The sequence below is a fragment of the Citrobacter sp. B72 genome (genome assembly GCF_016894305.1).
Classification (GTDB): Bacteria; Pseudomonadota; Gammaproteobacteria; order Enterobacterales; family Enterobacteriaceae; genus Citrobacter; species Citrobacter portucalensis.
In genome coordinates this window covers 3,024,350-3,048,209 of record NZ_CP069801.1, presented here as the reverse complement: position 1 = coordinate 3,048,209, position 23,860 = coordinate 3,024,350, and the positions used below count along the sequence as shown (strand labels likewise).

Below are 23,860 nucleotides of genomic sequence, written 5' to 3'. Positions count from 1 at the left end.
GCTGATACATAATTTTGGAGAGTTTTGATGGCTATTAGCACACCGATGTTAGTGACATTCTGTGTCTATATTTTCGGCATGATATTGATAGGGTTTATTGCATGGCGTTCAACCAAAAACTTTGACGATTACATTCTGGGTGGACGGAGTCTGGGTCCATTCGTGACCGCGTTATCCGCCGGGGCATCTGACATGAGCGGCTGGTTGCTGATGGGTCTGCCTGGCGCGATTTTCCTGTCGGGGATTTCAGAAAGCTGGATCGCCATCGGCCTTATTTTGGGCGCCTGGATCAACTGGAAACTGGTGGCCGGACGTTTACGCGTACACACCGAATACAATAACAATGCGCTGACGTTACCGGATTACTTTACCGGTCGCTTTGAAGATAAAAGCCGAATTCTGCGTATTATCTCCGCGCTGGTTATTCTGCTGTTTTTCACCATCTATTGTGCTTCCGGTATTGTGGCAGGGGCACGTCTGTTTGAAAGCACCTTTGGCATGAGCTACGAAACAGCACTGTGGGCGGGCGCGGCCGCGACGATCATTTATACCTTTATTGGTGGTTTCCTGGCGGTTAGCTGGACCGATACCGTCCAGGCCAGCCTGATGATCTTTGCTCTGATCCTGACGCCGGTGATGGTAGTCATTGGCGTGGGTGGATTCGACGATTCGCTGGAAGTGATTAAACAAAAGAGCATTGAGAACGTGGACATGTTCAAAGGGCTGAATTTTGTTGCCATTATTTCCCTGATGGGCTGGGGTCTGGGCTACTTTGGTCAGCCGCATATTCTGGCGCGCTTTATGGCTGCAGATTCCCACCATAGCATCGTTCATGCTCGCCGCATTAGCATGGCCTGGATGATTCTGTGTCTGGCAGGTGCTGTGGCCGTGGGCTTCTTTGGTATTGCTTACTTTAACAACAACCCACAGCTTGCCGGTGCCGTTAACCAGAACGCCGAGCGTGTGTTTATTGAACTGGCGCAAATCCTGTTCAACCCGTGGATTGCCGGTATCCTGCTGTCTGCGATCCTCGCTGCGGTTATGTCGACCCTGAGCTGCCAGCTGCTGGTGTGCTCCAGCGCAATCACCGAAGATTTGTACAAAGCGTTCCTGCGTAAAAATGCCAGCCAGAAAGAGTTGGTGTGGATTGGCCGCATCATGGTGTTGGTCGTGGCGCTGGTGTCTATCGCGCTGGCGGCGAACCCGGAGAACCGTGTACTTGGTCTGGTAAGCTACGCCTGGGCGGGCTTCGGCGCTGCGTTTGGTCCGGTAGTCCTGTTCTCCGTAATGTGGTCGCGTATGACCCGCAACGGCGCGCTGGCAGGGATGATCATCGGTGCGGTGACGGTAATCGTCTGGAAGCAGTTTGCCTGGCTGGGTCTGTATGAAATCATCCCGGGCTTTGTTTTCGGCAGCATCGGTATTGTGGTCTTCAGCCTGTTGGGTAAAGCGCCTTCAACTGCTATGCAGCAACGTTTTGCCGAGGCTGATGCGCATTATCACTCAGCTCCGCCATCGCGTTTACAGGCAGAATAATCTGCCTCTGTCTTCAAGCCCGCCGCGAGCGGGCTTTTTTATTGCTTCCGTTGTAAACCTGCCGTAACCGTTACCCGCCTAACTGTTTACATTAAGTCATCATTCTCAAAACATTCTGCTTGAGTTTTTCTTTGCTGTAATGATAATCACTATCACTGTAATTTACTTTTCTTTTCATCAATTGACTGAGAATAACGTTTAAGGGTTCTTCGCATGTTTGTTCCATTTCTAATTATGTTGCGCGAAGGGTTAGAGGCCGCGCTGATTGTCAGCCTGATTGCCAGCTATCTGAAACGGACTCAGCGTGGTCGATGGATTGGTGTGATGTGGATTGGTGTTCTGCTGGCGGCGGCGTTATGCCTGGCGTTAGGGATTTTCATCAACGAAACCACCGGTGAATTTCCGCAAAAAGAACAGGAGCTGTTTGAAGGCATCGTGGCGGTCATTGCCGTGGTGATCCTCACCTGGATGGTGTTCTGGATGCGTAAAGTTTCGCGCAACGTCAAAGTCCAGCTTGAACAGGCTGTCGATAACGCGTTGCAACGCGGCAACCATCACGGCTGGGCGCTGGTGATGATGGTCTTTTTTGCTGTTGCCCGTGAAGGGCTGGAGTCGGTGTTCTTCCTGCTGGCAGCATTCCAGCAGGATGTAGGTATCTGGCCGCCGTTAGGCGCGATGCTGGGACTGGCTACCGCGGTGGTACTGGGTTACCTGATTTACCTCGGCGGCATTCGCCTCAACCTCGGGGCATTCTTTAAATGGACCAGCCTGTTCATTTTGCTGGTGGCTGCCGGTCTTGCCGCTGGGGCAATCCGCGCTTTCCACGAAGCCGGGTTGTGGAATCATTTTCAGGATGTGGCGTTTGACCTGAGCAGTGTGCTGTCGACGCATTCACTGTTTGGCACATTGATGGAAGGCATTTTCGGCTATCAGGAAGCGCCAAGCGTTAGTGAAGTCGCTGTCTGGTTTATCTACCTGATTCCGGCGTTAATTATGTTTGCGTTACCGCCGCGTTCAGGCACTACGGCATCGCGTACCGCACCTTGATAAAAACGCGATGCAGAATACTTTTTAGTTACAACATACTTATTTATAGGGATAGGTTATGACGTTTAATTTTCGCCGTAGTGCGCTGCAGCTAGGTATCGCCGCGCTGTTTGCCTCCGCTTTTAATGCACAAGCTGCCGATATTCCGCAGGTGAAAGTCACGGTTAACGACAAACAATGTGAACCGATGACTATCACGGTTAATGCCGGGAAAACGCAGTTCATCATCCAGAACCATAGCCAGAAAGCGCTGGAGTGGGAGATCCTCAAAGGCGTTATGGTGGTTGAAGAGCGCGAAAACATTGCACCAGGCTTTAGCCAGAAAATGACCGCTAACCTCCAGCCTGGCGAATATGATATGACCTGCGGTCTGTTGACTAACCCGAAAGGCAAACTGATCGTAAAAGGTAGCGCAACGGCGGATGCCGCGCAAAGCGAGGCTCTGCTGAGTCTGAGCGGCGCGATTACCGAATACAAAGCCTATGTGACAGCCGAAACCGCGCAGTTGGTTGCGGGCACTAAAGCCTTTACCGATGCGATTAAGGCAGGCGATCTGGAAAAAGCGAAATCGCTGTATGCGCCAACCCGTCAGCATTATGAGCGTATTGAACCGATTGCTGAACTGTTCTCCGATCTCGACGGCAGCATCGATGCGCGGGAAGATGATTACGAACAAAAAGCCGCCGATCCTAAATTCACCGGCTTCCACCGCCTGGAGAAAGCGCTGTTTGGCGACAATACCACCAAAGGTATGGATAAGTACGCCGACCAATTAAACAGCGATGTTCTTGACCTGCAAACGCGTATTAGCGAGCTGGCTTTCCCACCGTCTAAAGTTGTTGGCGGGGCAGCAGGACTGATTGAAGAAGTTGCTGCCAGCAAAATCAGTGGGGAAGAAGATCGCTATAGCCATACCGATCTGTGGGATTTCCAGGCTAACGTCGATGGTGCGCAGAAAATTGTCGATCTCTTGCGTCCTCAGTTGCAAAAATCCAATGCTGAACTGCTTGCGAAGGTGGATGCGAACTTCAAAAAGGTCGATACCATTCTGAGCAAGTACCGTACCAAAGACGGCTTTGAAACCTATGACAAACTGACTGACGCCGATCGTAATGCACTGAAAGGGCCAATCACGACGCTGGCAGAAGATTTGTCGCAATTACGCGGTGTTCTGGGTCTGGATTAAGCACTATGCAGCAAGATAATGAAAACGGCGTGAGCGAACCGTCACGCCGACGTTTACTGAAAGGGATGGGCGCCCTGGGTGGGGCGCTGGCGCTGGCGGGTGGGTGTCCGGTTGCCCACGCGCAAAAACCACAAAGCGCGCCGGGCACGTTGTCTCCGGATGCACGTAGTGAAGCGCAGCCGTTTTATGGTCAGCATCAGGCGGGGATCCTGACGCCGCAGCAGGCATCAATGATGCTGGTGGCGTTCGATGTTCTCGCCAGCGATAAGGCCGATCTTGAGCGTTTATTCCGGTTGCTGACCAGCCGATTTGCGTTTCTGACCACCGGTGGACCGGCGCCGGATACGCCGAATCCGCGTCTCCCCCCTATGGATTCAGGTATCCTCGGCGCATACATTGCGCCAGACAACCTGACGATGACGTTGTCAGTCGGCTCCTCGCTGTTTGATGAACGCTATGGACTGAAATCGCAGATGCCGAAAAAGCTGCAAAAAATGACCCGTTTCCCGAATGATTCGCTGGATGCGGCGCTGTGCCATGGCGATGTGCTGCTGCAGATTTGTGCCAACACCCAGGACACCGTCATCCACGCGTTGCGCGATATCATTAAACATACGCCCGATCTCCTTAGCGTGCGCTGGAAACGTGAAGGTTTTATTTCCGACCACGCCGCACGCAGTAAAGGCAAAGAGACCCCGGTCAATTTGCTTGGCTTTAAAGACGGCACCGCGAATCCGGACGCTACGGATGCGAAGTTGATGCAAGACGTGGTGTGGGTTACGGACGGGCAGGGCGAGCCTGCCTGGGCACAAGGCGGAAGCTATCAGGCCGTCAGGCTCATTCAGTTTCGCGTTGAGTTCTGGGATCGTACGCCGCTGAAAGAGCAGCAAACGATTTTTGGTCGCGATAAACACACCGGCGCACCGCTGGGTATGCAGCATGAGCATGATGTGCCTGACTATGCCAGGGATCCTGAAGGCGAGGTGATTGCGCTCGACAGCCATATCCGTCTCGCAAATCCGCGTACGAAAGAGACCGACTCCAGCCTGATGATGCGTCGTGGCTACAGTTATTCGCTCGGTGTGACTAATTCCGGTCAACTGGATATGGGGCTGTTGTTTGTCTGCTATCAACACGATCTGGAAAAAGGTTTTTTGACAGTGCAGAAACGTCTGAACGGTGAAGCGCTGGAAGAATATGTCAAACCGATTGGTGGGGGATATTTCTTTGCTTTGCCGGGTGTTAAAACTGCAGATAATTATCTGGGACAGTCTCTGCTTGAAGCCTGATGATTATGCCCCGCAGTACAGCGGGGTTTTTCCTGACATCTTGATGAAGGAACAAACTATTTTTTATGATCGGTATGCGACTGAAATAATTCTGTCATCTTTCTGCAAGAGACTGTCTCTGGTGATAAGATAGAATTTAAGTTAACAACAAGTAAAAATATTGTTGCATTAGCGAAAGGTTATGATGTACTTATAAGTAATAGCGGTAGTTCCCGGCGGTGATTGTCATTCACTATGGAGATCGCGAATGGAAAAGTCCTGTATTGGACACGTTTTTCACAGTAACAGCAGTACCTTACGCGGACGTTTCTCTTCCGGTAGCCTCCTCGTCACCGCTAAATCTCTCTCTCATTCACTTCTTATCTTCGCAACTGACGCCCTGTACGGTGCGCGTAGCTGTGCGTGGCGTCTTATCCGAAAGCAAGCAATGGCTTACAAGGAAGCCAACCCTCAGATGTTCGTGCGCATAATCGTGCCGCCAACGGCGCGTGTGATGTATACCTACAACTCAAGGTGCTATCCATGGGAAGACAAAAAGCAGTGATCAAAGCTCGTCGTGAAGCAAAACGTGTGCTGAGGCGGGATTCGCGTAGCCATAAGCAACGTGAAGATGAATCGGTCACCTCGCTTGTGCAGATGGGCGGCGTAGAAACGATTGGTATGGCGCGTGACAGTCGCGACGCCTCGCCAATCACGGCGCGGAATGAAGCTCAGGCGCACTACCTGAATGCTATCGAGAGTAAACAGCTGATCTTCGCCACCGGTGAAGCCGGGTGTGGTAAAACCTGGATCAGCGCGGCAAAAGCAGCAGAGGCCCTGATCCATAAAGATGTGGACAGGATCATTGTAACCCGTCCAGTTCTGCAAGCTGATGAAGACCTCGGCTTCTTACCTGGAGATGTTTCCGAGAAGTTTGCTCCCTATTTTCGCCCCGTGTATGACGTGCTTGTCAAACGGCTGGGAGCCTCCTTCATGCAATATTGCCTGCGACCTGAGATTGGTAAGGTGGAAATCGCGCCGTTCGCCTATATGCGTGGACGTACCTTTGAAAATGCAGTGGTCATTCTTGACGAGGCTCAGAACGTCACTGCTGCGCAAATGAAGATGTTTTTGACCCGCCTCGGGGAGAATGTGACGGTGATTGTGAATGGGGATGTGACCCAGTGCGATCTACCAGCCCACGTTCGCTCAGGGCTTAGCGATGCGCTGGCCCGTTTCGAAGAAGATGAGATGGTTGGGATTGTTCGTTTCAATAAAGACGATTGCGTCCGCTCTGCGCTCTGTCAGCGGACGCTCAACGCTTACAACTGATAAGTACTCCGTCTTCAAGGCCCGGGAAACCGGGCTTTGTTGTTTGACGCCAGTACATGACCGGTCGGGGCTTCTCATCCCCCCCGTAGATGTGCAACATGCGAAAAAAAGCCCGTACTTTCGTACGAGCTCTTCTTAAAATATGGGGGTGAGGGGGGGATTGACTCGCTTCGCTCGCCCTTCGGGCAGCCCACTCACTCCGTTCGCGGTCTGTCCAGCTGGCTGCGCCAGCAGTCGAACCCCGGTCGGGGCTTCTCATCCCCCCGTAGATGTGCAACATGCGAAAAAAAAGCCCGTACTTTCGTACGAGCTCTTCTTAAAATATGGCGGTGAGGGGGGGATTGACTCGCTTCGCTCGCCCTTCGGGCAGCCCACTCACTCCGTTCGCGGTCTGTCCAGCTGGCTGCGCCAGCAGTCGAACCCCGGTCGGGGCTTCTCATCTCCCCGCAGATGTGCAACATGCGAAAAAAAAGCCCGTACTTGCGTACGAGCTCTTCTTAAAATACGGCGGTGAGGGGGGGATTGACTCGCTTTGCTCGCCCCTGCGGGGCAGCCCGTTCGCTGCGCTCCCGGTCTGTCCAACTGGCTGCGCCAGTAGTCGAACCCCGGTCGGGGCTTCTCATCCCCCCGTAGATGTGCAACATGCGAAAAAAAAGCCCGTACTTTCGTACGAGCTCTTCTTAAAATATGGCGGTGAGGGGGGGATTCGAACCCCCGATACGTTGCCGTATACACACTTTCCAGGCGTGCTCCTTCAGCCACTCGGACACCTCACCATATTGTTGTTCCTGTGCTACCGGAACGGGCGCTAATGTAGGGGAAACACCGCCCCGCCGTCAATCAACTTTTTGAAAAAAATGTGCATTTACACAAACTTCAAGCAACATGGAGCATAAATAAGCGGGAATTGTTTTTTTTGCCAGCATCCTAAAATTTGCTACTCTGATGTTCCCTCGAAAAATGATGATAATAAGTGCGAGAAAGTTCCGCACAACAATGTTCAGGAGACAATATGGATATAATTTTCTATCACCCAACATTCGATACGACCTGGTGGATTAATGCGTTGGCAAAGGCAATACCTGGTGCGAACGTACGTGAGTGGAAAGCGGGTGATAATGCACATGCTGACTATGCGCTGGTCTGGCATCCGCCGGTTGAAATGCTCGCAGGACGAAAATTAAAAGCCGTATTTGCGCTGGGAGCGGGTGTCGATTCTATTCTCAGTAAACTCAATGCTCATCCGGAAATGTTGGATGCGTCGATCCCGCTTTTCCGTCTGGAAGATACGGGTATGGGCCTGCAAATGCAGGAATATGCTGTCAGTCAGGTGCTGCACTGGTTTCGTCGCTTTGATGATTATCAAGCATTGAAAAATCAGGCGAAATGGCAGCCGTTGCCAGAATATACTCGCGAGGAGTTTACCGTCGGGATCATGGGGGCTGGGGTATTGGGCGCAAAAGTTGCCGAAAGCCTGCAGGCATGGGGATTCCCACTGCGCTGCTGGAGTCGTACGCGTAAATCCTGGTCTGGCGTGGAAAGCTTCGCCGGTACTGAGGAACTGGGCGCGTTTTTGAGTCAAACTCGCGTGCTGATCAACCTTCTGCCTAATACGGCAGAAACCGTAGGCATTATTAACGCTGATTTACTTAGCCAATTGCAGGATGGCGCCTACGTGCTGAACCTTGCACGCGGTGTTCATCTCAATGAAGACGATCTTCTGGCATCGCTGGAAAGCGGCAAGGTGAAGGGGGCCATGCTGGATGTTTATAGTCGTGAACCGCTGCCAGAAAACAGCCCATTATGGAAACATCCGCGTGTGGCGATGACGCCACATATTGCCGCAGTTACCCGTCCGGCAGAAGCGGTGGACTATATCTCCCGCACGATTATGAACCTGGAGAGCGGGCAAGTCGTAACAGGTCAGGTCAATCGCGTTCGGGGATATTGATGGTAACCCGGCAAGTACCGGGTTTCAGCTAAAATACCCGTCATACTTCAAGCTGCATGTGCGTTGGCTACGGTTGTTCACCTGAATCACCTACGTAAGTAAGTGATTCAGGTATCACTCCCTTGCCACCTGCCTGCGACTCGAATTTTAGGGTATTAATGGCGGCGATACCTGCTATCCTTGACGGAAAATGACTACAGGAGAGAGTTATGTATCCCGTTGACCTGCATATGCATACCGTCGCCAGCACCCACGCCTACAGCACCTTAAGTGATTACATCGCGGAAGCTCGTCGCAAAGGCATCAAGCTATTTGCCATTACCGATCATGGACCGGACATGGCGGATGCGCCTCACCACTGGCACTTTATCAATATGCGTATTTGGCCACGTGTCGTGGATGGCGTGGGGATCCTGCGCGGAATAGAAGCCAATATTAAGAATATTGAAGGTGAAATTGACTGTTCAGGTCCGATGTTTACCTCCCTGGACCTCATTATTGCGGGCTTCCATGAGCCGGTTTTTGCACCTCACGATAAAGACACCAATACCCAGGCAATGATAGCTACGATGGCCAGCGGTAATGTGCACATCATAAGTCATCCGGGAAATCCCAAATATCCTGTTGATATTAAAGCAATTGCGCAGGCGGCGGCAAAGTACCAGGTTGCACTGGAAATCAATAACTCTTCGTTTTTGCATTCGCGTAAGGGCAGTGAGGATAATTGCCGTGCGGTTGCTGCGGCTGTGCGTGATGCTGGTGGATGGGTGGCGTTAGGGTCGGATTCACATACCGCTTTCACGCTGGGAGAATTTGGCGAATGCCGTAAAATCCTGGATGATGTTAATTTCCCTGAAGACAGAATTTTAAACGTCACACCTAAACGTCTATTGGCGTTTCTGGAATCGCGAGGCATGGAGCCGATCGCGGAATTTGCTGAACTGTAATTGTTACTAACTGGAATATATCAATGAACGAGTTTTCTATCCTGTGTCGTGTACTGGGCTCGCTGTTTTACCGCCAACCGCAGGACCCTTTACTGGTTCCCCTGTTTACCCTGATTAGTGAAGGTAAACTGTCCGCCAACTGGCCGCTGGAACAGGACGAACTGCTCACCCGTTTACAGAAGAGCTGCGATATGCCCCAGTTGGCTGCAGATTACAACGCGCTGTTTGTCGGTGACGAGTGTGCAGTGCCGCCTTATCGTAGTGCCTGGGTAGAAGGGGCGAAAGAATCCGATGTTCGTGCATTTCTTTCAGCCCGGGGCATGCCGCTTGCTGATACACCGGCAGATCACATTGGTACGCTGTTGCTGGCGGCTTCATGGCTTGAGGACCAGTCTGCGGAAGATGAAAGTGAGGCGCTTGAAACCTTGTTTGTAGACTACTTGCTGCCCTGGTGCGGTACGTTCCTTGGTAAAGTTGAAGCGCACGCGAACACGCCTTTCTGGCGTACGATAGCACCGCTGACGCGTGATGCCATTGGTGCGATGTGGGACGAATTGCAGGAAGATACAGACGAATAAATGTGACCTACGTCACTTAAAAGTGCAACTCAATTTATAAGCTTGCATAAATTGTGTGCGCGATCTCATTACCATGCCGTTTTTCTGCTAAGATGCGCGGCATGAACATACTTCTCTCAATTGCAATCACAACGGGCATTCTCTCCGGGATCTGGGGATGGGTGGCCGTTTCTCTTGGTTTACTCAGTTGGGCTGGCTTTCTGGGTTGCACGGCTTATTTCGCCTGCCCGCAAGGTGGGTTAAAAGGACTGTGGATCTCGGCGTGTACGCTGCTAAGCGGTGTGGTGTGGGCGTTGGTGATTATTAACGGTAGTGCGCTTGCTCCGCATATGGACATTATTGGTTATGTCATGACAGGAATTGTCGCGTTTCTGATGTGTATCCAGGCAAAGCAATGGCTGCTTTCATTTGTACCGGGCACGTTCATTGGCGCATGTGCAACATTTGCAGGGCAGGGCGACTGGCGACTGGTTGTACCGTCACTGGCACTGGGCCTCGTATTCGGCTATGCAATGAAAAACAGTGGTCTGTGGCTGGCATCTCGCCGTGAAAATAGAATATCGTCGACGCTGACCAGTAAATAAAAAAGCGTGAGGGTTTTCCTCACGCTTTTTATGCTGTATAGACCCATCAGGATTCTGGCGGTACCGACATATGACGGTATTTAACCAGGATGTCATTATCAACTTGTTTCTTATCCTGCAAATCCCACAATCCGCGATCGATGCCGTCATTAATCAGGAAGATAACGCCCGTTTCAATCGCTGACATCAGACAAAGCATAACCGGTTCGTTAGAGGTGTAGCCAATTTCACCTTCCAACAGACGCTGGTAGTCAATAAAGCGGAACACCCCAGCCTGTACTTCATAAGACAGAATGGTTTTACTGGTATTCACTGACGACAGGATCTCACCGGTGCTGACGTTAACTACGCGCAGGTTTACCGCTATCTGGTCGAGCTGGTATTGCGTATCGGCGCCAATACCAAAATAACGTGCACCGACACCACCCGATTTAACGTTGCTTTCATAACCGATAATTGATCCTTCCACCATGACGTTTGCCGCGGTCAGGGACTGTAGCGGGATCCGGTTATTAATCGCAACCGTACCGTTTTCCTGAGCTGCACGAATGATTTTGCGTTCGTTAAGCAAGTTCTGTAACCCCTGACGTTCCAGTGGGATGAACCAACGAGAATCTTTCAATGCGGTGACAAGCATAGCCGTGGCGCTTTGCGGGACGGCGGTTGAGAAGTTACTTGCCGGGTAAGGTTTAAATTGGCCAGTCTCATCCTGAATGTTGTATACCGACACAAAGATCTTACCTGTAGGCATAGGCAGATGCGTCAAGTCTTTATAGCTTTGGGCTCGGGGCATTAATGTCGGCTTAGCGGCTTCTTGAGGCGGAGCTGTTAAACATCCGCTGAGTAAAATTACTGCCACCATGATAAGTAAACGCTGCATGATTATTTCCTTTCGTGGCTATAACTTAGAAGTCGGTCGACTGTGTTTGTAAACCCGACACTTCAATTGTCGAAGTTTTCCCCGATTTCCTGTCGGTGACATTCAATTGCAGTTGTCCGTCCCGGTTGGCGATATCAATGATAAAATCATTGGTCACCATTCTTCCTGGTTTACCGGTATTAATGTTGGTGAGTAGGCCACCGAGAATTTGTGACTGAATCGCCTGAGTAAAGTTATCCAGAGCTGACGGGGTTTCAATACCGTAATCGTCATAGCTTGGATCTTTATATGAGTTCTGGGCCTGGGCGCTGTTCAACAGAAAAGCACCATTATTCGGGTTGCCACCAAAGTTTGGGTTGCGAAACTGGAACGTCATGTTTCCGGCCCAACTTAATGGTGAAATTAGCATGAGCAAAACCACTGCATGTTTAACACGCATGAAAGCCTCCGGACAAAATCATGTTTTAGAATTCATCACGCGCTAAATCGCTAGTGCTTAATAGTGTTTGATCTATTTGCCGGCGATTTAATGCTTCCTCAGTTTGTGCCAATGCGAAGACTACAATTTTGTCGAAGTCTTTTTTCGTCGGAAATAAAAAAGTCTGGAAGATAACGTCCTGATTGACCGTTATGGTGATCCAACTTCCCCAACGCGCACTGGGTCTTTCATTAATGGTTAAGTTTCCTGTGTACTCGCTTTCCCACTTATCACTAAAGGCCCGATAAAAATCATGCCCGATTGAAGAGACAGTGTGGTCAGTTAACAGCCCGGGAACCTCCACCTCTACGGTTGTCGCTGCGTGCAGACTCCCGGCAGCAAAGAATAAATTTGCTGCCACAATCCAGGTCAAATACCGTTTCATGGCTTTATCGCCTGAGGTTATCATTGGCCCATGAGACCGCCTGCGTACGGTTTTTGACAGCTATCTTTTTGAAAAGATTATAAAGATGTGTTTTTACCGTATTTTCACTGATAAACAGTGAGCGAGCGATTTCAATATTTGAGGCGCCGATACGCAATTTATTAAGGATCTCTTTTTCACGGTGCGTCAGCAGTGCCGACTCCGTGCTGTTATAACGATAATTTCCAGAGTGCGTGATCAGATAACTGGCAAGTTTTTGCGTGAAGTAACATTCACCGCGCAAGATACCCTGCAAGCCGCTTACGACACGCTGCTCGTCTTCAGTTGCGTAAAAAACACCATTGATATGCGGCCAGTTTTCGATATCCCGATAAGGGTAATCATCAGGAGTATTCAACAATAACGTCTTTATATTGTTGTTTTTTCTACTCAAATTATCTTGCCAGTAATGGATCAGTTTTTTATCTGCCTCCATCATATCCAGTAAAACAATGCAGCTGGAGGATATATCATCCAGAGAACGTTGAATATTATGTAGTTTTCCGGTGAGTGCCAGTGATTGTTTTAAATGCTGTAATAATGCAGTTGCCTGCAAAGAAGGTTTTGTGATCAACAATAATGTATGACCATGAATACTATGGACTTCATTAAACATGATGAAACTCCACTTTTTAGTCGCACACCTGACAGCTGTCTCTACTAAAATAGAGGCACCAGAAGTACTGACAGATGTTGCACTGCTGTGTAGATATAAAATATCGACCCAAAGGGGTGAAAATATTAAAACAAATGGACTTCAACTGATTTCAATCTAGCTATTACAAATCTTAAAGCAAGTGTTAAACATGTAACAACTTGTAAAATTATATATTAAAATGTGATTTTATGGTTTTATTAGAGTTTAGATTTGATAGGAAAGTTGTACATTTTACCTTTGCTGCATAGATTTAAAAAATCATACAAATTATACTAACGCATTGATTTTAAATTAGTTAATTAATGGTTGTTGAGTTTTAGATTTCTAATGAATTCTAAAATCCTTGTCTCAATTTACGTTGGTCAATTTTAGATGGAAAAAAATGACCTTTGTCACGACTTGTACCGATGTCTATCTCGACGTTGTACTGAGAGGCCCTGATATCGTGCAAAATGCACTTTCTCAGTGACTGCATAGAAATTCATTACTGATAGCAAAATAAAAATAAAAGCCAGACCTGAAGCGGTGTTATTCACTGTTAATTAGTACTTTGGTGTGAATCCGGATATAAAAATACCACTCGCGGGTGAGTTATTTAAAATGTTTCCACAGACATACTCTTCATCGTAACGTGGCGTTAACAAATGTAAGTCATGTTAACAACAATTTGAGTGGTAATTAATTTAACTTCATGTACGACCAGGTCCAGGGTGACAACATGAAAAACAAGTTGTTATTTATGATGTTTACAATACTGGGTGTGCCTGGGATTGCATCCGCAACCAGTTATGATTTAGCTAATTCAGAATATAACTTTGCGGTAAATGAATTAAGTAAGTCTTCATTTAATCAGGCAGCCATTATTGGTCAGGTTGGTACTGCTAATAGTGCAAATACTCGCCAGGAGGGCACCAAGTTATTGTCGGTCATTTCGCAAGAAGGTTCAGGTAACCGGGCGAAAACAGATCAGACGGGATCAAATAACTTTGCATATATTGATCAAACGGGTAGCTCTAATGATGCGAGTATTAAACAAAGCTCTTACGGTAATACGGCGATGATTATCCAGAAAGGCTCTGGTAATAAAGCCAATATTACCCAGTACGGTACACAAAAAACAGCAGTTGTGGTGCAGAGACAGTCGCAAATGGCAATTCGCGTTACTCAACGCTAATCCATAAACGACGTTTAAATCAATCCGATGGGGGTTTACCATGAAACTTTTAAAAGTGGCAGCATTCGCAGCAATCGTAGTTTCTGGCAGTGCTCTGGCAGGTGTTGTTCCGCAATGGGGCGGTAATCATCATGGTGGCGGTAGCAACTATGGCCCAGACTCTTCAATGAGTATTTACCAATTTGGCTCTAGTAACGTTGCGAATGCGTTGCAAAGTGATGCACGTAAATCAGACGTGACTATCACACAACACGGACATGGTAACGGTGCGACCGTCGGCCAAGGTGCTGATGACAGTACCATTAGCCTGAAACAGACCGGCTTCCAGAACAGTGCTGATATCAATCAGTGGAATGCAAAAAATGCTGATATCAGCGTAACTCAGTTCGGTGGTCGTAACGGTGCTGTGGTTAATCAGACAGCGTCTGACTCCAATGTGCTGATTCAGCAGGTTGGTTATGGCAACAATGCTACAGCTAACCAGCACTAATTCAGTTTTCTGACTGATAATAAACAGGGCGAAAGCCCTGTTTTTTTTCGGGAGAATATTATGCACACGCTATTACTCATTGCCGCGTTGGCAAATCAAATAACATTCAATACAACTCAGCAAGGTGACATGTACACCATTATTCCTCAGGTGACATTAGCTCAACCGTGCGTATGTGAAGTGCAAGTCCTTGCCGTACGTAAAGGAAAGGGCGGACAAAGTCAGTCACAGCAGAAAACAAGCCTTTCGGTCCCTGCTAATCGGCCAATTGAATTAACAAAAATGAGCTTTAATATTTCACCGGAGGATTCGGTCAAAATTATCGTTACCGTTTCTGACGGGCAGTCTCTGCATCTGTCGCAACAATGGCCTGACTCAAACAGTCACCCATAATTTTTTGCCGGATTTGCATTAAGGGTGTGGCTGGGAGTGCAGTGCTGTTCTATGAATATAGAAACGAACAAACGTTTTATTTGATCGTAACTCGCAGCGGTGAAGGATCATTGCGATCCCTCAAGGATGATTAATCATTGAGGAACCCTTATGTGTACATTATTAAAGCGTATTTTAAATACCGGTTTGTGGGCTTTTTCTCTTTTCACCCTCCCCGCAATGGCGACGCAAATCTTACCCGGCGGGGTTATTCATTTTCGTGGTGCAATAGTTGAAGCACCTTGCGACGTTAACACTCGACAACAACAGATTGAATTGTCATGTATGCGTGATGGCACGATGAGTAATAGTCTCTACGACCTGCAACAGGTCACGACAGCGCCTCAGAGTGTGCAACAAATTGCCACGGTGAAAATGCATTACCTCAATGAACAGAAAAGCATGGCTATTCTGAATATTGAATATAAATGAATCATTCTGGCGTAGGTATGCACGCTTATGGCTAAAAAGTGAGATTTCAAGGAAAACCCTGCTGTACACTTAACGGAGAGTGTTTTGTCAGGGGGAACTTATGCAATCGCGTGTTCATGTGTTACAGGGCGACATTACGACGATCGCGGTAGATGTGATCGTCAATGCGGCCAACTCCTCGTTACTGGGAGGAGGTGGAGTCGATGGCGCGATTCATCGTGCTGCCGGGCCTGCGTTGTTGGAGGCCTGCAAACAGGTTATACAACAACAGGGAGAATGCCCGACCGGGCATGCCGTTATCACGCTGGCTGGCGCGCTTCCGGCAAAAGCAGTTATTCACACCGTAGGACCCGTCTGGCAAGGCGGTGATCACCACGAGGCTGAACGACTTGAAGAGGCCTATCTAAATACATTGCAACTGGCCTTAGCCAATGGTTATCAATCCATTGCTTTTCCTGCTATAAGCACCGGAGCTTATGGTTACCCACGTGCTGCAGCGGCAGAGATCGCGGTGAAAACGGTGTTGAAATTTATCACCCGACGTACGCTACCCGATCAAATATACTTCGTGTGCTTTGATGAAGAAAACGCTCGACTCTACAAGAGATTACTTACCCAACAAGGCGATGAACGCACGGACTGATATGACGCGACTTGAGCGTGCCATCACGCCGCTATGCGTAAACCACCCGGGAGAATGCGGCATTCTGACTTTGGATGACAGCCTGGATGCGTTTGCTGCTCGCTATCGGTTGACGGAAATGGCGGAACGTACCCTGGATGTTCAGTATTACATCTGGGAAAGCGACATGTCCGGGCTATTGTTATTTTCCGTTTTGCTGGCCGCAGCGAAGCGGGGCGTCCGGGTGCGTTTGTTGCTGGATGATAACAACACGCCAGGTCTGGATGACACGCTGCGTTTGCTGGACAATCACCCTAATATTGAAGTCCGCCTGTTTAATCCCTTTTCCTTTCGCATCCTGCGTGCCCTGGGCTATTTAACCGATTTTGCGCGGTTGAATCGACGTATGCACAACAAAAGTTATACCGCTGATGGCGTCGTAACTCTTGTGGGGGGGCGAAATATAGGCGATGCCTATTTTGGCGCAGGCGAACAACCACTGTTTTCCGATCTGGACGTTATGGCTATTGGACCGGTTGTCCAGGATGTTGCAGACGACTTTGAGCGTTACTGGCACTGCCGCTCGGTTTCAACATTGCAAAACGTACTTGAGGTGGCTGAACCAGCTTCTACGCAAAAAATCGAACTTCCTGAATCCTGGTATAACGATGACATCACGCGTCGCTATCTACATAAGCTGGAAACCAGCCAGTTTATGACCCATCTCGATCAGAGGTCGCTGCCGCTAATTTGGGCGAAAACGCGCTTGCTGAGTGATGATCCTGCAAAAGGAGAGGGGAAAGCGCCGCGCCACTCACTATTACCGCAGCGTTTGTTTGACGTGATGGGATCTCCGACCGAGCGTATTGATATTATTTCCGCCTACTTTGTACCAACTCGCGCCGGTGTGGCGCAGCTCCTGAGACTGGTGAGAAAAGGCGTTAAGATCGCAATTTTAACTAATTCTCTGGCGGCGAATGATGTCGCAGTCGTTCACGCGGGCTATGCGCGTTGGCGAAAAAAACTCCTGCGCTACGGCGTGGAGTTATACGAGCTCAAACCAACCCGCGATCGCGTTTCAGCAGTACACGACCGGGGATTAACCGGTAATTCAGGCTCCAGCCTGCATGCGAAAACCTTCAGTATTGACGGTCGTAAAGTGTTTATAGGATCGCTTAATTTTGATCCCCGTTCAACGTTGCTCAATACGGAAATGGGGTTTGTGATTGAGAGTGAAGTACTGGCTGAGTTGATTCATAAACGTTTTATGCAAAGCCAGCGTGACATGGCCTGGCAACTACGTCTTGACCGTTGGGGCAGAATCAACTGGGTTGATCGGCTTTCTGGCAGCGAACAGGTACTGAAAAAAGAACCCGCTACAGGATTCTGGAAGCGGGTTCTGGTGAGGCTTGCATCCGTGCTGCCCATTGAATGGTTGCTCTGAACCATTCAATGCAAGAAAACTAACCGGCTACCGCCTTGTTTTTATCCTGCTTAATGGGCGGTTTACCCGAAAAGAGAAACTTCAGCACCGGGATCCGTAAATGGATTTCGTACAGTATGACCGCAATTCCAACCACAAAAAGCAGACCGCAGAGAAAACCCAGCAGATTCGACTTGATATGCGGTGTGATATACGCGCCAAAAAACAGCGTTAACGGGTGGTGCACCAAATAGATGAACAGCGACGCGTTGACAAAATAGGTCACGCGAGCCGACTGGAAATTCAGTAAACGGTGGCCAAGCGAAAAGACGACATTCACCATCCATAGCCCCATGACCATGGTAATGACATATTCGGTTTCATACATCCAGGCATCGCCGTTGCCGTAACGTTGATTGAGCAGGTATGCGACAAATGCGAATGCGGCGCCTAGCGTGCAGCCGCGCGATGGCGTGGTAAACAGTGCTTTCAGATTCGGATTGATAAACGCCAGCGCACCGAGCATAAAGAAAGGCACATAGAACAGCGTTTGCATAACGATAAAATTAAACATGCCATCGCTGAGAATCGAAGGGTAGAGGATGAAAATCGTTCTTCTGACGGCGGCATAGCCGACACCCAACAATATAAAAATCAGCGTTAATTTGGTCATCGACACCCCCGATGCAGAGGTACCGTCTCCACGCGATAGTCTGTTTTTCATCTGGGTAAACACCCACATGCTCAGGGTCGTTAACACCACCAGAACCAGTAAAAACCACAGATGGGAAATCAGCTCCCAGGCCAGCGCATTGTATTTGTCATAGCCGCTGAGGGTATGCCAGCTGTCTGCTTTCCCTTTCACGTATTGCAGCATGATAAATTGCGGCAGCGTAAGCAGCGGAATCGCGGTCAGCATAGGGATCCCCACGCGTTCTACACGCACCTTCCACCAGCGTTTTAACGGATAGCGCAAAAAAAGCATGTAGGAAAAATAACCTGAAATGACAAAGAAGACCTGCATGCGAAATGCATGGATAAAGTCGTTAAAAAGGGTTAACCACCATGACGGTTCTGCGCTGTTCACGTGCCAGGTGTGGGTGGAGTAGATCAATGAAATATGGAATGGGATCCCTAACAACATTAGCCAGGCACGGATGGAGTCAAGAAAATATTCACGTGGTGGTGATACAGAGCTCATAGACAGTTACGTATTCTCAGACTTTTCGTCTTATCCCTAAGACGAATAATGGTTACATTCGAGGGCAACCCTACACGAAGTCCAACAACCTGTCTCCAGGATAAGCACGCAAAGTGAAAACAGGCAGATGAACCTGCTTAAACCATGAGCCAGCGCGCGAACAATACAGGGATTCAGTTGTCGGAGTACCCGATTATCCATTAAAATGGATCGGATCAATATAAGCACACAAAGGGGGAAGTGCTTACTAATTATGAAACATAAACTACAAATGATGAAAATGCGTTGGTTGGGTGCAGCAGTCATGTTAACGCTGTACACATCATCGAGCTGGGCGTTCAGTATTGATGATGTTGCAAAACAAGCTCAATCCTTAGCCGGGAAAGGCTATGAGGCGCCAAAAAGTAACTTGCCCTCCGTTTTCCGCGACATGAAATATGCGGATTATCAACAGATCCAGTTCAATCGCGATAAAGCGTACTGGAGCAATCTCAAGACCCCATTTAAGCTCGAGTTCTACCACCAGGGTATGTACTTCGACACGCCGGTCAAAATCAACGAAGTTACCGCCACGGCGGTGAAAAGAATCAAATACAGCCCGGATTATTTTAATTTTGGCGATGTTCAGCATGATAAAGACACGGTAAAAGATCTCGGCTTCGCCGGGTTCAAAGTGCTGTATCCGATCAACAGCAAAGATAAAAACGATGAAATCGTCAGCATGCTCGGTGCCAGCTATTTTCGCGTTCTGGGTGCAGGTCAGGTCTACGGCCTGTCAGCGCGTGGCCTCGCGATTGATACCGCTCTGCCTTCTGGTGAAGAATTTCCCCGCTTCCGTGAGTTTTGGATCGAACGTCCGAAACCGACTGATAAACGTTTAACCATTTATGCTTTGCTGGATTCTCCGCGTGCAACCGGAGCGTATCGTTTTGTCATTATTCCAGGCCGTGACACGGTCGTGGATGTTCAGTCCAAAGTTTACCTGCGCGACAAAGTGGGCAAACTGGGCGTGGCACCGTTAACCAGTATGTTCCTGTTTGGACCGAACCAGCCGTCTCCGGCGACAAATTATCGTCCGGAACTGCATGATTCTAACGGTTTGTCTATCCATGCCGGCAACGGGGAGTGGATTTGGCGTCCGCTGAATAACCCGAAACATCTCGCGGTGAGCAGCTTCGCAATGGAAAACCCGCAAGGATTCGGACTGTTGCAGCGTGGCCGTCAGTTCTCGCGTTTTGAAGATATCGACGATCGTTACGATCTGCGCCCAAGCGCCTGGATCACGCCAAAAGGTGACTGGGGTAAAGGTAAGATTGAGTTAGTTGAAATCCCAACTAACGATGAAACGAACGATAACATCGTTGCGTACTGGACGCCGGATCAACTGCCTGAAGCGGGCAAAGAGATGAACTTCAAGTACACTTTGACGTTCACGCGTGATGAGGACAAGCTTCATGCGCCGGAAAGCGCCTGGGTACAGCAGACTCGTCGTTCTACCGGTGATGTAAAACAGTCCAACCTGATTCGTCAGCCTGACGGTACCATCGCGTTTGTGGTGGACTTTACCGGCACAGATATGAAAAAGCTGCCGCAGGATACCCCGGTTACCGCACAAACCAGTATTGGCGACAACGGTGAAATCGTTGAAAGCACTGTGCGCTATAACCCGGTATCTAAGGGTTGGCGTTTGATGCTGCGCGTGAAAGTGAAAGACGTGAAGAAAACCACTGAAATGCGTGCTGCCTTGGTCAATGCCGATCAGACGCTGAGTGAAACCTGGAGCTACCAGTTACCTGCCAATGAATAAGACAACTGAGTATATTGACGCAATGCCGCTTTCGGATATCGAGAAAGCGGCACTGCCGAAAACTGACATCCGCGCCGTTCATCAGGCGTTGGATGCCGAGCATCGTACTTACTCGCGCGAAGATGATTCACCGCAGGGTTCTGTGAAAGCTCGCCTTGAGCAAGCATGGCCGGATTCTTTGGCTAAAGAGCAGTTGGTTAAGGACGATGAGGGCCGCGATCAGCTGCAGGCGATGCCAAAAGCGACGCGTACCTCTATGTTCCCCGATCCCTGGCGTACCAACCCGGTTGGTCGTTTTTGGGATCGCTTGCGTGGGCGCGATGTGACGCCGCGTTATCTTTCGCGTTTGACGAAAGAAGAACAGGAGAGCGAGCAAAAATGGCGTACCGTAGGCACCATCCGCCGCTATACGCTGTTGATTCTAACGCTGGCGCAAACGGTCGTAGCAACCTGGTATATGAAGACGATCCTCCCGTATCAGGGGTGGGCATTTATTAATCCGGTAGACATGATGGGGCAGGATTTATGGGTCTCCTTTATGCAATTGCTGCCCTACATGCTCCAGACCGGCATTCTTATTTTGTTTGCTGTGCTTTTCTGTTGGGTGTCTGCGGGATTCTGGACTGCGCTGATGGGCTTCTTGCAACTGTTGATTGGACGAGATAAGTACAGTATCTCGGCCTCAACGGTTGGGGACGAACCGCTGAATCCTGAACACCGTACCGCGCTGATTATGCCTATTTGTAACGAAGACGTTGATCGCGTATTTGCGGGACTGCGCGCTACGTGGGAATCGGTCAAAGCAACGGGCAACGCCGAACATTTCGATGTTTATATCCTGAGCGACAGCTACAACCCTGATATCTGCGTGGCAGAACAAAAAGCGTGGATGGAGCTGATTGCCGAAGTGCAGGGCGAAGGGCAGATCTTCTACCGCCGTCGTCGTCGTCGCGTGAAGCGTAAAAGCGGCAACATTGATGACTTCTGTCGTCGCTGGGGAAATCAGTACAGCTACATGGTGGTGCTGGACGCTGACTCAGTGATGAGTGGTGACTGTCTGAGCGGCCTGGTGCGTCTGATGGAAGCGAATCCGAATGCCGGGATTATCCAGTCTTCACCGAAGGCTTCCGGTATGGATACGCTGTATGCGCGCTGCCAGCAGTTTGCGACCCGTGTTTATGGACCGCTGTTTACCGCCGGGCTTCACTTCTGGCAGTTAGGGGAATCACACTACTGGGGCCACAACGCAATTATCCGTGTGAAGCCATTTATCGAGCACTGTGCGCTCGCGCCGTTACCGGGCGAAGGCTCGTTTGCGGGATCGATCCTCTCCCATGACTTCGTGGAAGCGGCATTGATGCGTCGTGCTGGCTGGGGCGTGTGGATTGCCTACGATCTGCCGGGCTCTTATGAAGAGCTGCCGCCGAACCTGCTGGATGAACTCAAGCGTGACCGCCGCTGGTGCCACGGCAACCTGATGAACTTCCGTTTGTTCCTGGTGAAAGGGATGCACCCGGTTCACCGTGCGGTATTCCTGACTGGTGTAATGTCCTATCTGTCTGCGCCGCTTTGGTTTATGTTCCTCGCGCTCTCTACCGCATTGCAGGTGGTGCATGCGTTGACGGAGCCGCAGTACTTCCTGCAACCGCGTCAGCTGTTCCCGGTATGGCCGCAATGGCGACCTGAACTGGCGATCGCGCTGTTTGCTTCAACGATGGTGCTGTTGTTCCTGCCGAAGCTGCTGAGTATTTTGCTCATCTGGTGTAAAGGGACGAAAGAGTACGGCGGGTTTATCCGCGTCACGCTGTCGCTACTGTTGGAAGTTCTGTTCTCCGTGCTGCTGGCGCCGGTGCGTATGCTGTTCCACACCGTCTTCGTCGTGAGTGCCTTCCTCGGTTGGGAAGTTGTGTGGAATTCGCCGCAGCGCGATGACGATTCGACCCCGTGGGGTGAAGCGTTTATGCGTCACGGTTCTCAGTTACTGCTGGGGCTGGTGTGGGCTGTGGGTATGGCCTGGCTGGATCTGCGTTTCCTGTTCTGGCTGGCACCGATTGTCTTCTCGCTGATCCTGTCACCATTTGTTTCCGTGATTTCCAGCCGTTCCACGGTGGGGTTACGTACCAAGCGCTGGAAGCTGTTCCTGATCCCGGAAGAGTATTCTCCGCCGCAGGTGCTGGTGGATACCGATACCTATCTGGTGATGAACCGTAAACGTACGCTGGACGATGGCTTTATGCATGCGGTGTTTAATCCGTCGTTTAACGCACTGGCCACGGCCATGGCGACTGCACGCCACCGCGCCAGCAACGTGCTGGAGATTGCACGCGATCGTCATGTGGAACAGGCACTGAACGAAACGCCGGAGAAACTGAATCGCGATCGTCGCCTGGTGTTGTTGAGCGATCCGGTGACCATGGCGCGTTTACATTACCGTGTCTGGAATTCACCTGATAAGTATTCTTCGTGGGTGAACTACTATCAGGGACTGACACTGAACCCGCTGGCGCTCAGGAAAAAATAAGCGTTCTGTAACGTGAAAATACCGGCCTGGTGCCGGTATTTTTTTATATTGAATAGAATGAGTCGTGAGGTAGCAGGTGCGAATATTGGCTGTAGGAATAATGATCTTCTTCCTGAGCGGATGCGGCAGCATTATTAGTCGTACCATCCCAGGGCAAGGACACGGAAACCAATACTATCCTGGCGTGCAATGGGATGTTAGGGACTCCGCATGGCGCTACGTCACTATCCTCGATCTGCCATTTTCGCTGGTGTTTGATACGTTGCTGCTGCCGCTCGACATACATCATGGACCTTACGAGTAATTATCGCTCATCCCATTCATCGGCTGCGGTCTGTCCCTCTTCAGTATCAAGGGGAGGTTCCAGCTGGAATTCACCTTCATCCCATTCGTGAAGCGTATTTTCTTCCTGCCACTCCTGGCGGATTTCAATTTCATCATAGTCGCCATCAAAAACGCTCTGGGCCGCTTCCCCGCTCAGGATTGGAAGACATTCACCATCTACATCATCCTCGTCAGCAAAGAATTCCGCCTGCCACATAATGTCGCCATCCTGTAGCACGTATTTTTGGACGCTTAGCTGTTGAACGCTGGCGTCGTCTGACTCAAGGTCAGGGTTATCAGCCAGAAACACTTCACGAGCTGCATCAATAGCCTCTTCCAACGTGGCATAAAAATTCATGTCATTCTTTGCCATATTTCTTCTCCTAAGGCGAACAATAAAGGGGGATGATTCAATCTATAGACGGCGATCCGCAGAGCGTCAAACCCATTAGCTGCATGGTTCATTCAATCAGATGATTACTGCCTGCAATGCCTACGAGACTGGGGGAAAGTAACTTCGGTTGTTTATGAAAAATTTACATTGGCAGATACTGAAGCCGACGTA

General features: G+C 49.7%; 25 protein-coding genes, 1 tRNA gene and 2 other RNA genes. 19 read left to right on the top strand and 9 right to left on the bottom strand.

Going from position 1 to position 23,860, the window contains the following annotated elements; genetic code table 11:
- The first annotated feature begins 27 nt into the window (after positions 1-27).
- From putP to phoH, 6 genes are all read left to right on the top strand, one after another.
- Positions 28-1,536 (top strand): sodium/proline symporter PutP, encoded by a 1,509-nt coding sequence (gene putP / locus JQN59_RS14610; RefSeq protein WP_032942939.1) that lies wholly within the window; start codon positions 28-30, stop codon positions 1,534-1,536.
- 213 nt (positions 1,537-1,749) lie between these two features.
- Positions 1,750-2,583 (top strand): iron uptake transporter permease EfeU, encoded by an 834-nt coding sequence (efeU, locus tag JQN59_RS14605; protein WP_003036041.1) that lies wholly within the window; start codon positions 1,750-1,752, stop codon positions 2,581-2,583.
- 58 nt (positions 2,584-2,641) lie between these two features.
- Positions 2,642-3,769, top strand: coding sequence for an iron uptake system protein EfeO (gene efeO / locus JQN59_RS14600; RefSeq protein WP_008784327.1), 1,128 nt, complete (start codon positions 2,642-2,644; stop codon positions 3,767-3,769).
- Positions 3,770-3,774: 5 nt separating this feature from the next.
- Positions 3,775-5,058 carry an iron uptake transporter deferrochelatase/peroxidase subunit gene (gene efeB / locus JQN59_RS14595; protein ID WP_032942941.1) on the top strand — a complete coding sequence of 428 codons (1,284 nt, stop codon included), beginning with the start codon at positions 3,775-3,777 and terminating at the stop codon, positions 5,056-5,058.
- A gap of 247 nt (positions 5,059-5,305) precedes the next feature.
- Positions 5,306-5,602 (top strand): hypothetical protein, encoded by a 297-nt coding sequence (locus tag JQN59_RS14590; RefSeq protein ID WP_172111178.1) that lies wholly within the window; start codon positions 5,306-5,308, stop codon positions 5,600-5,602.
- A complete protein-coding gene (gene phoH, locus JQN59_RS14585) occupies positions 5,581-6,369 on the top strand; it encodes a phosphate starvation-inducible protein PhoH (protein WP_032942942.1) in 789 nt (262 codons plus the stop codon). Before JQN59_RS14590 ends, phoH begins: the two co-directional genes overlap by 22 nt.
- Positions 6,370-6,512: 143 nt before the next feature.
- Here phoH and JQN59_RS14580 read toward each other — a convergent pair.
- The 3 genes from JQN59_RS14580 to JQN59_RS14570 form a co-directional block, all read right to left on the bottom strand.
- A non-coding RNA gene (locus JQN59_RS14580) (RtT sRNA) lies at positions 6,513-6,649 on the bottom strand.
- Positions 6,650-6,693: 44 nt separating this feature from the next.
- Positions 6,694-6,830, bottom strand: a non-coding RNA gene (locus JQN59_RS14575) — RtT sRNA.
- Between the two features lie 227 nt (positions 6,831-7,057).
- Positions 7,058-7,145, bottom strand: a tRNA-Ser gene (locus JQN59_RS14570).
- 236 nt (positions 7,146-7,381) lie between these two features.
- Here JQN59_RS14570 and ghrA point away from each other — a divergent pair.
- The 4 genes from ghrA to JQN59_RS14550 all read left to right on the top strand — a co-directional run bounded on the left by ghrA (position 7,382) and on the right by JQN59_RS14550 (position 10,429).
- The gene (ghrA, locus tag JQN59_RS14565; RefSeq protein WP_057067489.1) at positions 7,382-8,320 is read left to right on the top strand and encodes a glyoxylate/hydroxypyruvate reductase GhrA; all 939 of its coding nucleotides are present in this window, start codon (positions 7,382-7,384) and stop codon (positions 8,318-8,320) included.
- A 209-nt stretch (positions 8,321-8,529) separates the two neighbouring features.
- A complete protein-coding gene (locus JQN59_RS14560) occupies positions 8,530-9,267 on the top strand; it encodes a phosphatase (protein ID WP_008784332.1) in 738 nt (245 codons plus the stop codon).
- Positions 9,268-9,290: 23 nt separating this feature from the next.
- The gene (locus tag JQN59_RS14555; protein ID WP_003832084.1) at positions 9,291-9,845 is read left to right on the top strand and encodes a TorD/DmsD family molecular chaperone; all 555 of its coding nucleotides are present in this window, start codon (positions 9,291-9,293) and stop codon (positions 9,843-9,845) included.
- Between the two features lie 101 nt (positions 9,846-9,946).
- Entirely contained in the window at positions 9,947-10,429 is a 483-nt protein-coding gene (locus JQN59_RS14550) for a DUF1097 domain-containing protein (protein ID WP_032934412.1), read from the top strand.
- 46 nt (positions 10,430-10,475) lie between these two features.
- Here JQN59_RS14550 and csgG read toward each other — a convergent pair whose 3' ends face one another.
- Genes csgG through csgD form a run of 4 tightly spaced genes read right to left on the bottom strand, consistent with a single transcriptional unit; the run spans position 10,476 to position 12,827 of the window.
- Positions 10,476-11,309: a curli production assembly/transport protein CsgG gene (gene csgG, locus JQN59_RS14545; RefSeq protein WP_008784335.1), complete on the bottom strand. Its 834-nt coding sequence runs from the start codon at positions 11,307-11,309 to the stop codon at positions 10,476-10,478.
- Between the two features lie 25 nt (positions 11,310-11,334).
- A complete protein-coding gene (gene csgF, locus JQN59_RS14540; RefSeq protein ID WP_003832089.1) occupies positions 11,335-11,748 on the bottom strand; it encodes a curli production assembly/transport protein CsgF in 414 nt (137 codons plus the stop codon).
- Positions 11,749-11,773: 25 nt separating this feature from the next.
- On the bottom strand, positions 11,774-12,172 hold the full coding sequence (csgE, locus tag JQN59_RS14535) for a curli production assembly/transport protein CsgE (RefSeq protein WP_008784336.1): 399 nt from the start codon (positions 12,170-12,172) through the stop codon (positions 11,774-11,776).
- 4 nt (positions 12,173-12,176) lie between these two features.
- A complete protein-coding gene (gene csgD / locus JQN59_RS14530) occupies positions 12,177-12,827 on the bottom strand; it encodes a biofilm master transcriptional regulator CsgD (RefSeq protein ID WP_003832092.1) in 651 nt (216 codons plus the stop codon).
- Positions 12,828-13,587: 760 nt separating this feature from the next.
- Between csgD and csgB the strand changes: the two genes are divergently transcribed.
- The 6 genes from csgB (at position 13,588) to JQN59_RS14500 (ending at position 17,463) form a co-directional block, all read left to right on the top strand.
- On the top strand, positions 13,588-14,043 hold the full coding sequence (gene csgB, locus JQN59_RS14525) for a curli minor subunit CsgB (RefSeq protein ID WP_032941802.1): 456 nt from the start codon (positions 13,588-13,590) through the stop codon (positions 14,041-14,043).
- Positions 14,044-14,083: 40 nt separating this feature from the next.
- Entirely contained in the window at positions 14,084-14,533 is a 450-nt protein-coding gene (gene csgA / locus JQN59_RS14520) for a curli major subunit CsgA (protein ID WP_008784338.1), read from the top strand.
- Positions 14,534-14,593: 60 nt separating this feature from the next.
- Entirely contained in the window at positions 14,594-14,926 is a 333-nt protein-coding gene (gene csgC, locus JQN59_RS14515) for a curli assembly chaperone CsgC (RefSeq protein WP_020996502.1), read from the top strand.
- A gap of 150 nt (positions 14,927-15,076) precedes the next feature.
- Entirely contained in the window at positions 15,077-15,397 is a 321-nt protein-coding gene (locus JQN59_RS14510) for a type 1 fimbrial protein (protein WP_057069114.1), read from the top strand.
- A 100-nt stretch (positions 15,398-15,497) separates the two neighbouring features.
- Positions 15,498-16,040 carry an O-acetyl-ADP-ribose deacetylase gene (ymdB, locus tag JQN59_RS14505; protein ID WP_003832103.1) on the top strand — a complete coding sequence of 181 codons (543 nt, stop codon included), beginning with the start codon at positions 15,498-15,500 and terminating at the stop codon, positions 16,038-16,040.
- Positions 15,973-17,463, top strand: a complete 1,491-nt coding sequence (locus tag JQN59_RS14500) for a phospholipase D family protein (protein ID WP_204528083.1) — start codon at positions 15,973-15,975, stop codon at positions 17,461-17,463. Before ymdB ends, JQN59_RS14500 begins: the two co-directional genes overlap by 68 nt.
- A 19-nt stretch (positions 17,464-17,482) precedes the next feature.
- Here the strand turns inward: JQN59_RS14500 and mdoC are convergent, their stop codons facing one another.
- Positions 17,483-18,643, bottom strand: a complete 1,161-nt coding sequence (gene mdoC, locus JQN59_RS14495; protein ID WP_008784343.1) for a glucans biosynthesis protein MdoC — start codon at positions 18,641-18,643, stop codon at positions 17,483-17,485.
- A gap of 271 nt (positions 18,644-18,914) precedes the next feature.
- On the opposite strand from mdoC, the gene mdoG reads away from it, so the two are divergent.
- The 3 genes from mdoG to JQN59_RS14480 all read left to right on the top strand — a co-directional run bounded on the left by mdoG (position 18,915) and on the right by JQN59_RS14480 (position 23,275).
- Positions 18,915-20,450, top strand: a complete 1,536-nt coding sequence (mdoG, locus tag JQN59_RS14490) for a glucans biosynthesis protein MdoG (protein WP_103014639.1) — start codon at positions 18,915-18,917, stop codon at positions 20,448-20,450.
- On the top strand, positions 20,443-22,971 hold the full coding sequence (mdoH, locus tag JQN59_RS14485; protein WP_032941800.1) for a glucans biosynthesis glucosyltransferase MdoH: 2,529 nt from the start codon (positions 20,443-20,445) through the stop codon (positions 22,969-22,971). Before mdoG ends, mdoH begins: the two co-directional genes overlap by 8 nt.
- 100 nt (positions 22,972-23,071) lie before the next feature.
- Complete coding sequence (locus tag JQN59_RS14480) at positions 23,072-23,275, top strand: YceK/YidQ family lipoprotein (protein WP_003036125.1); 204 nt, start codon at positions 23,072-23,074, stop codon at positions 23,273-23,275.
- On the opposite strand, the gene JQN59_RS14475 is transcribed toward JQN59_RS14480, so the two are convergent.
- Positions 23,276-23,653, bottom strand: coding sequence for a MysB family protein (locus tag JQN59_RS14475; RefSeq protein ID WP_008784346.1), 378 nt, complete (start codon positions 23,651-23,653; stop codon positions 23,276-23,278).
- Between the last annotated feature and the right edge of the window lie 207 nt (positions 23,654-23,860).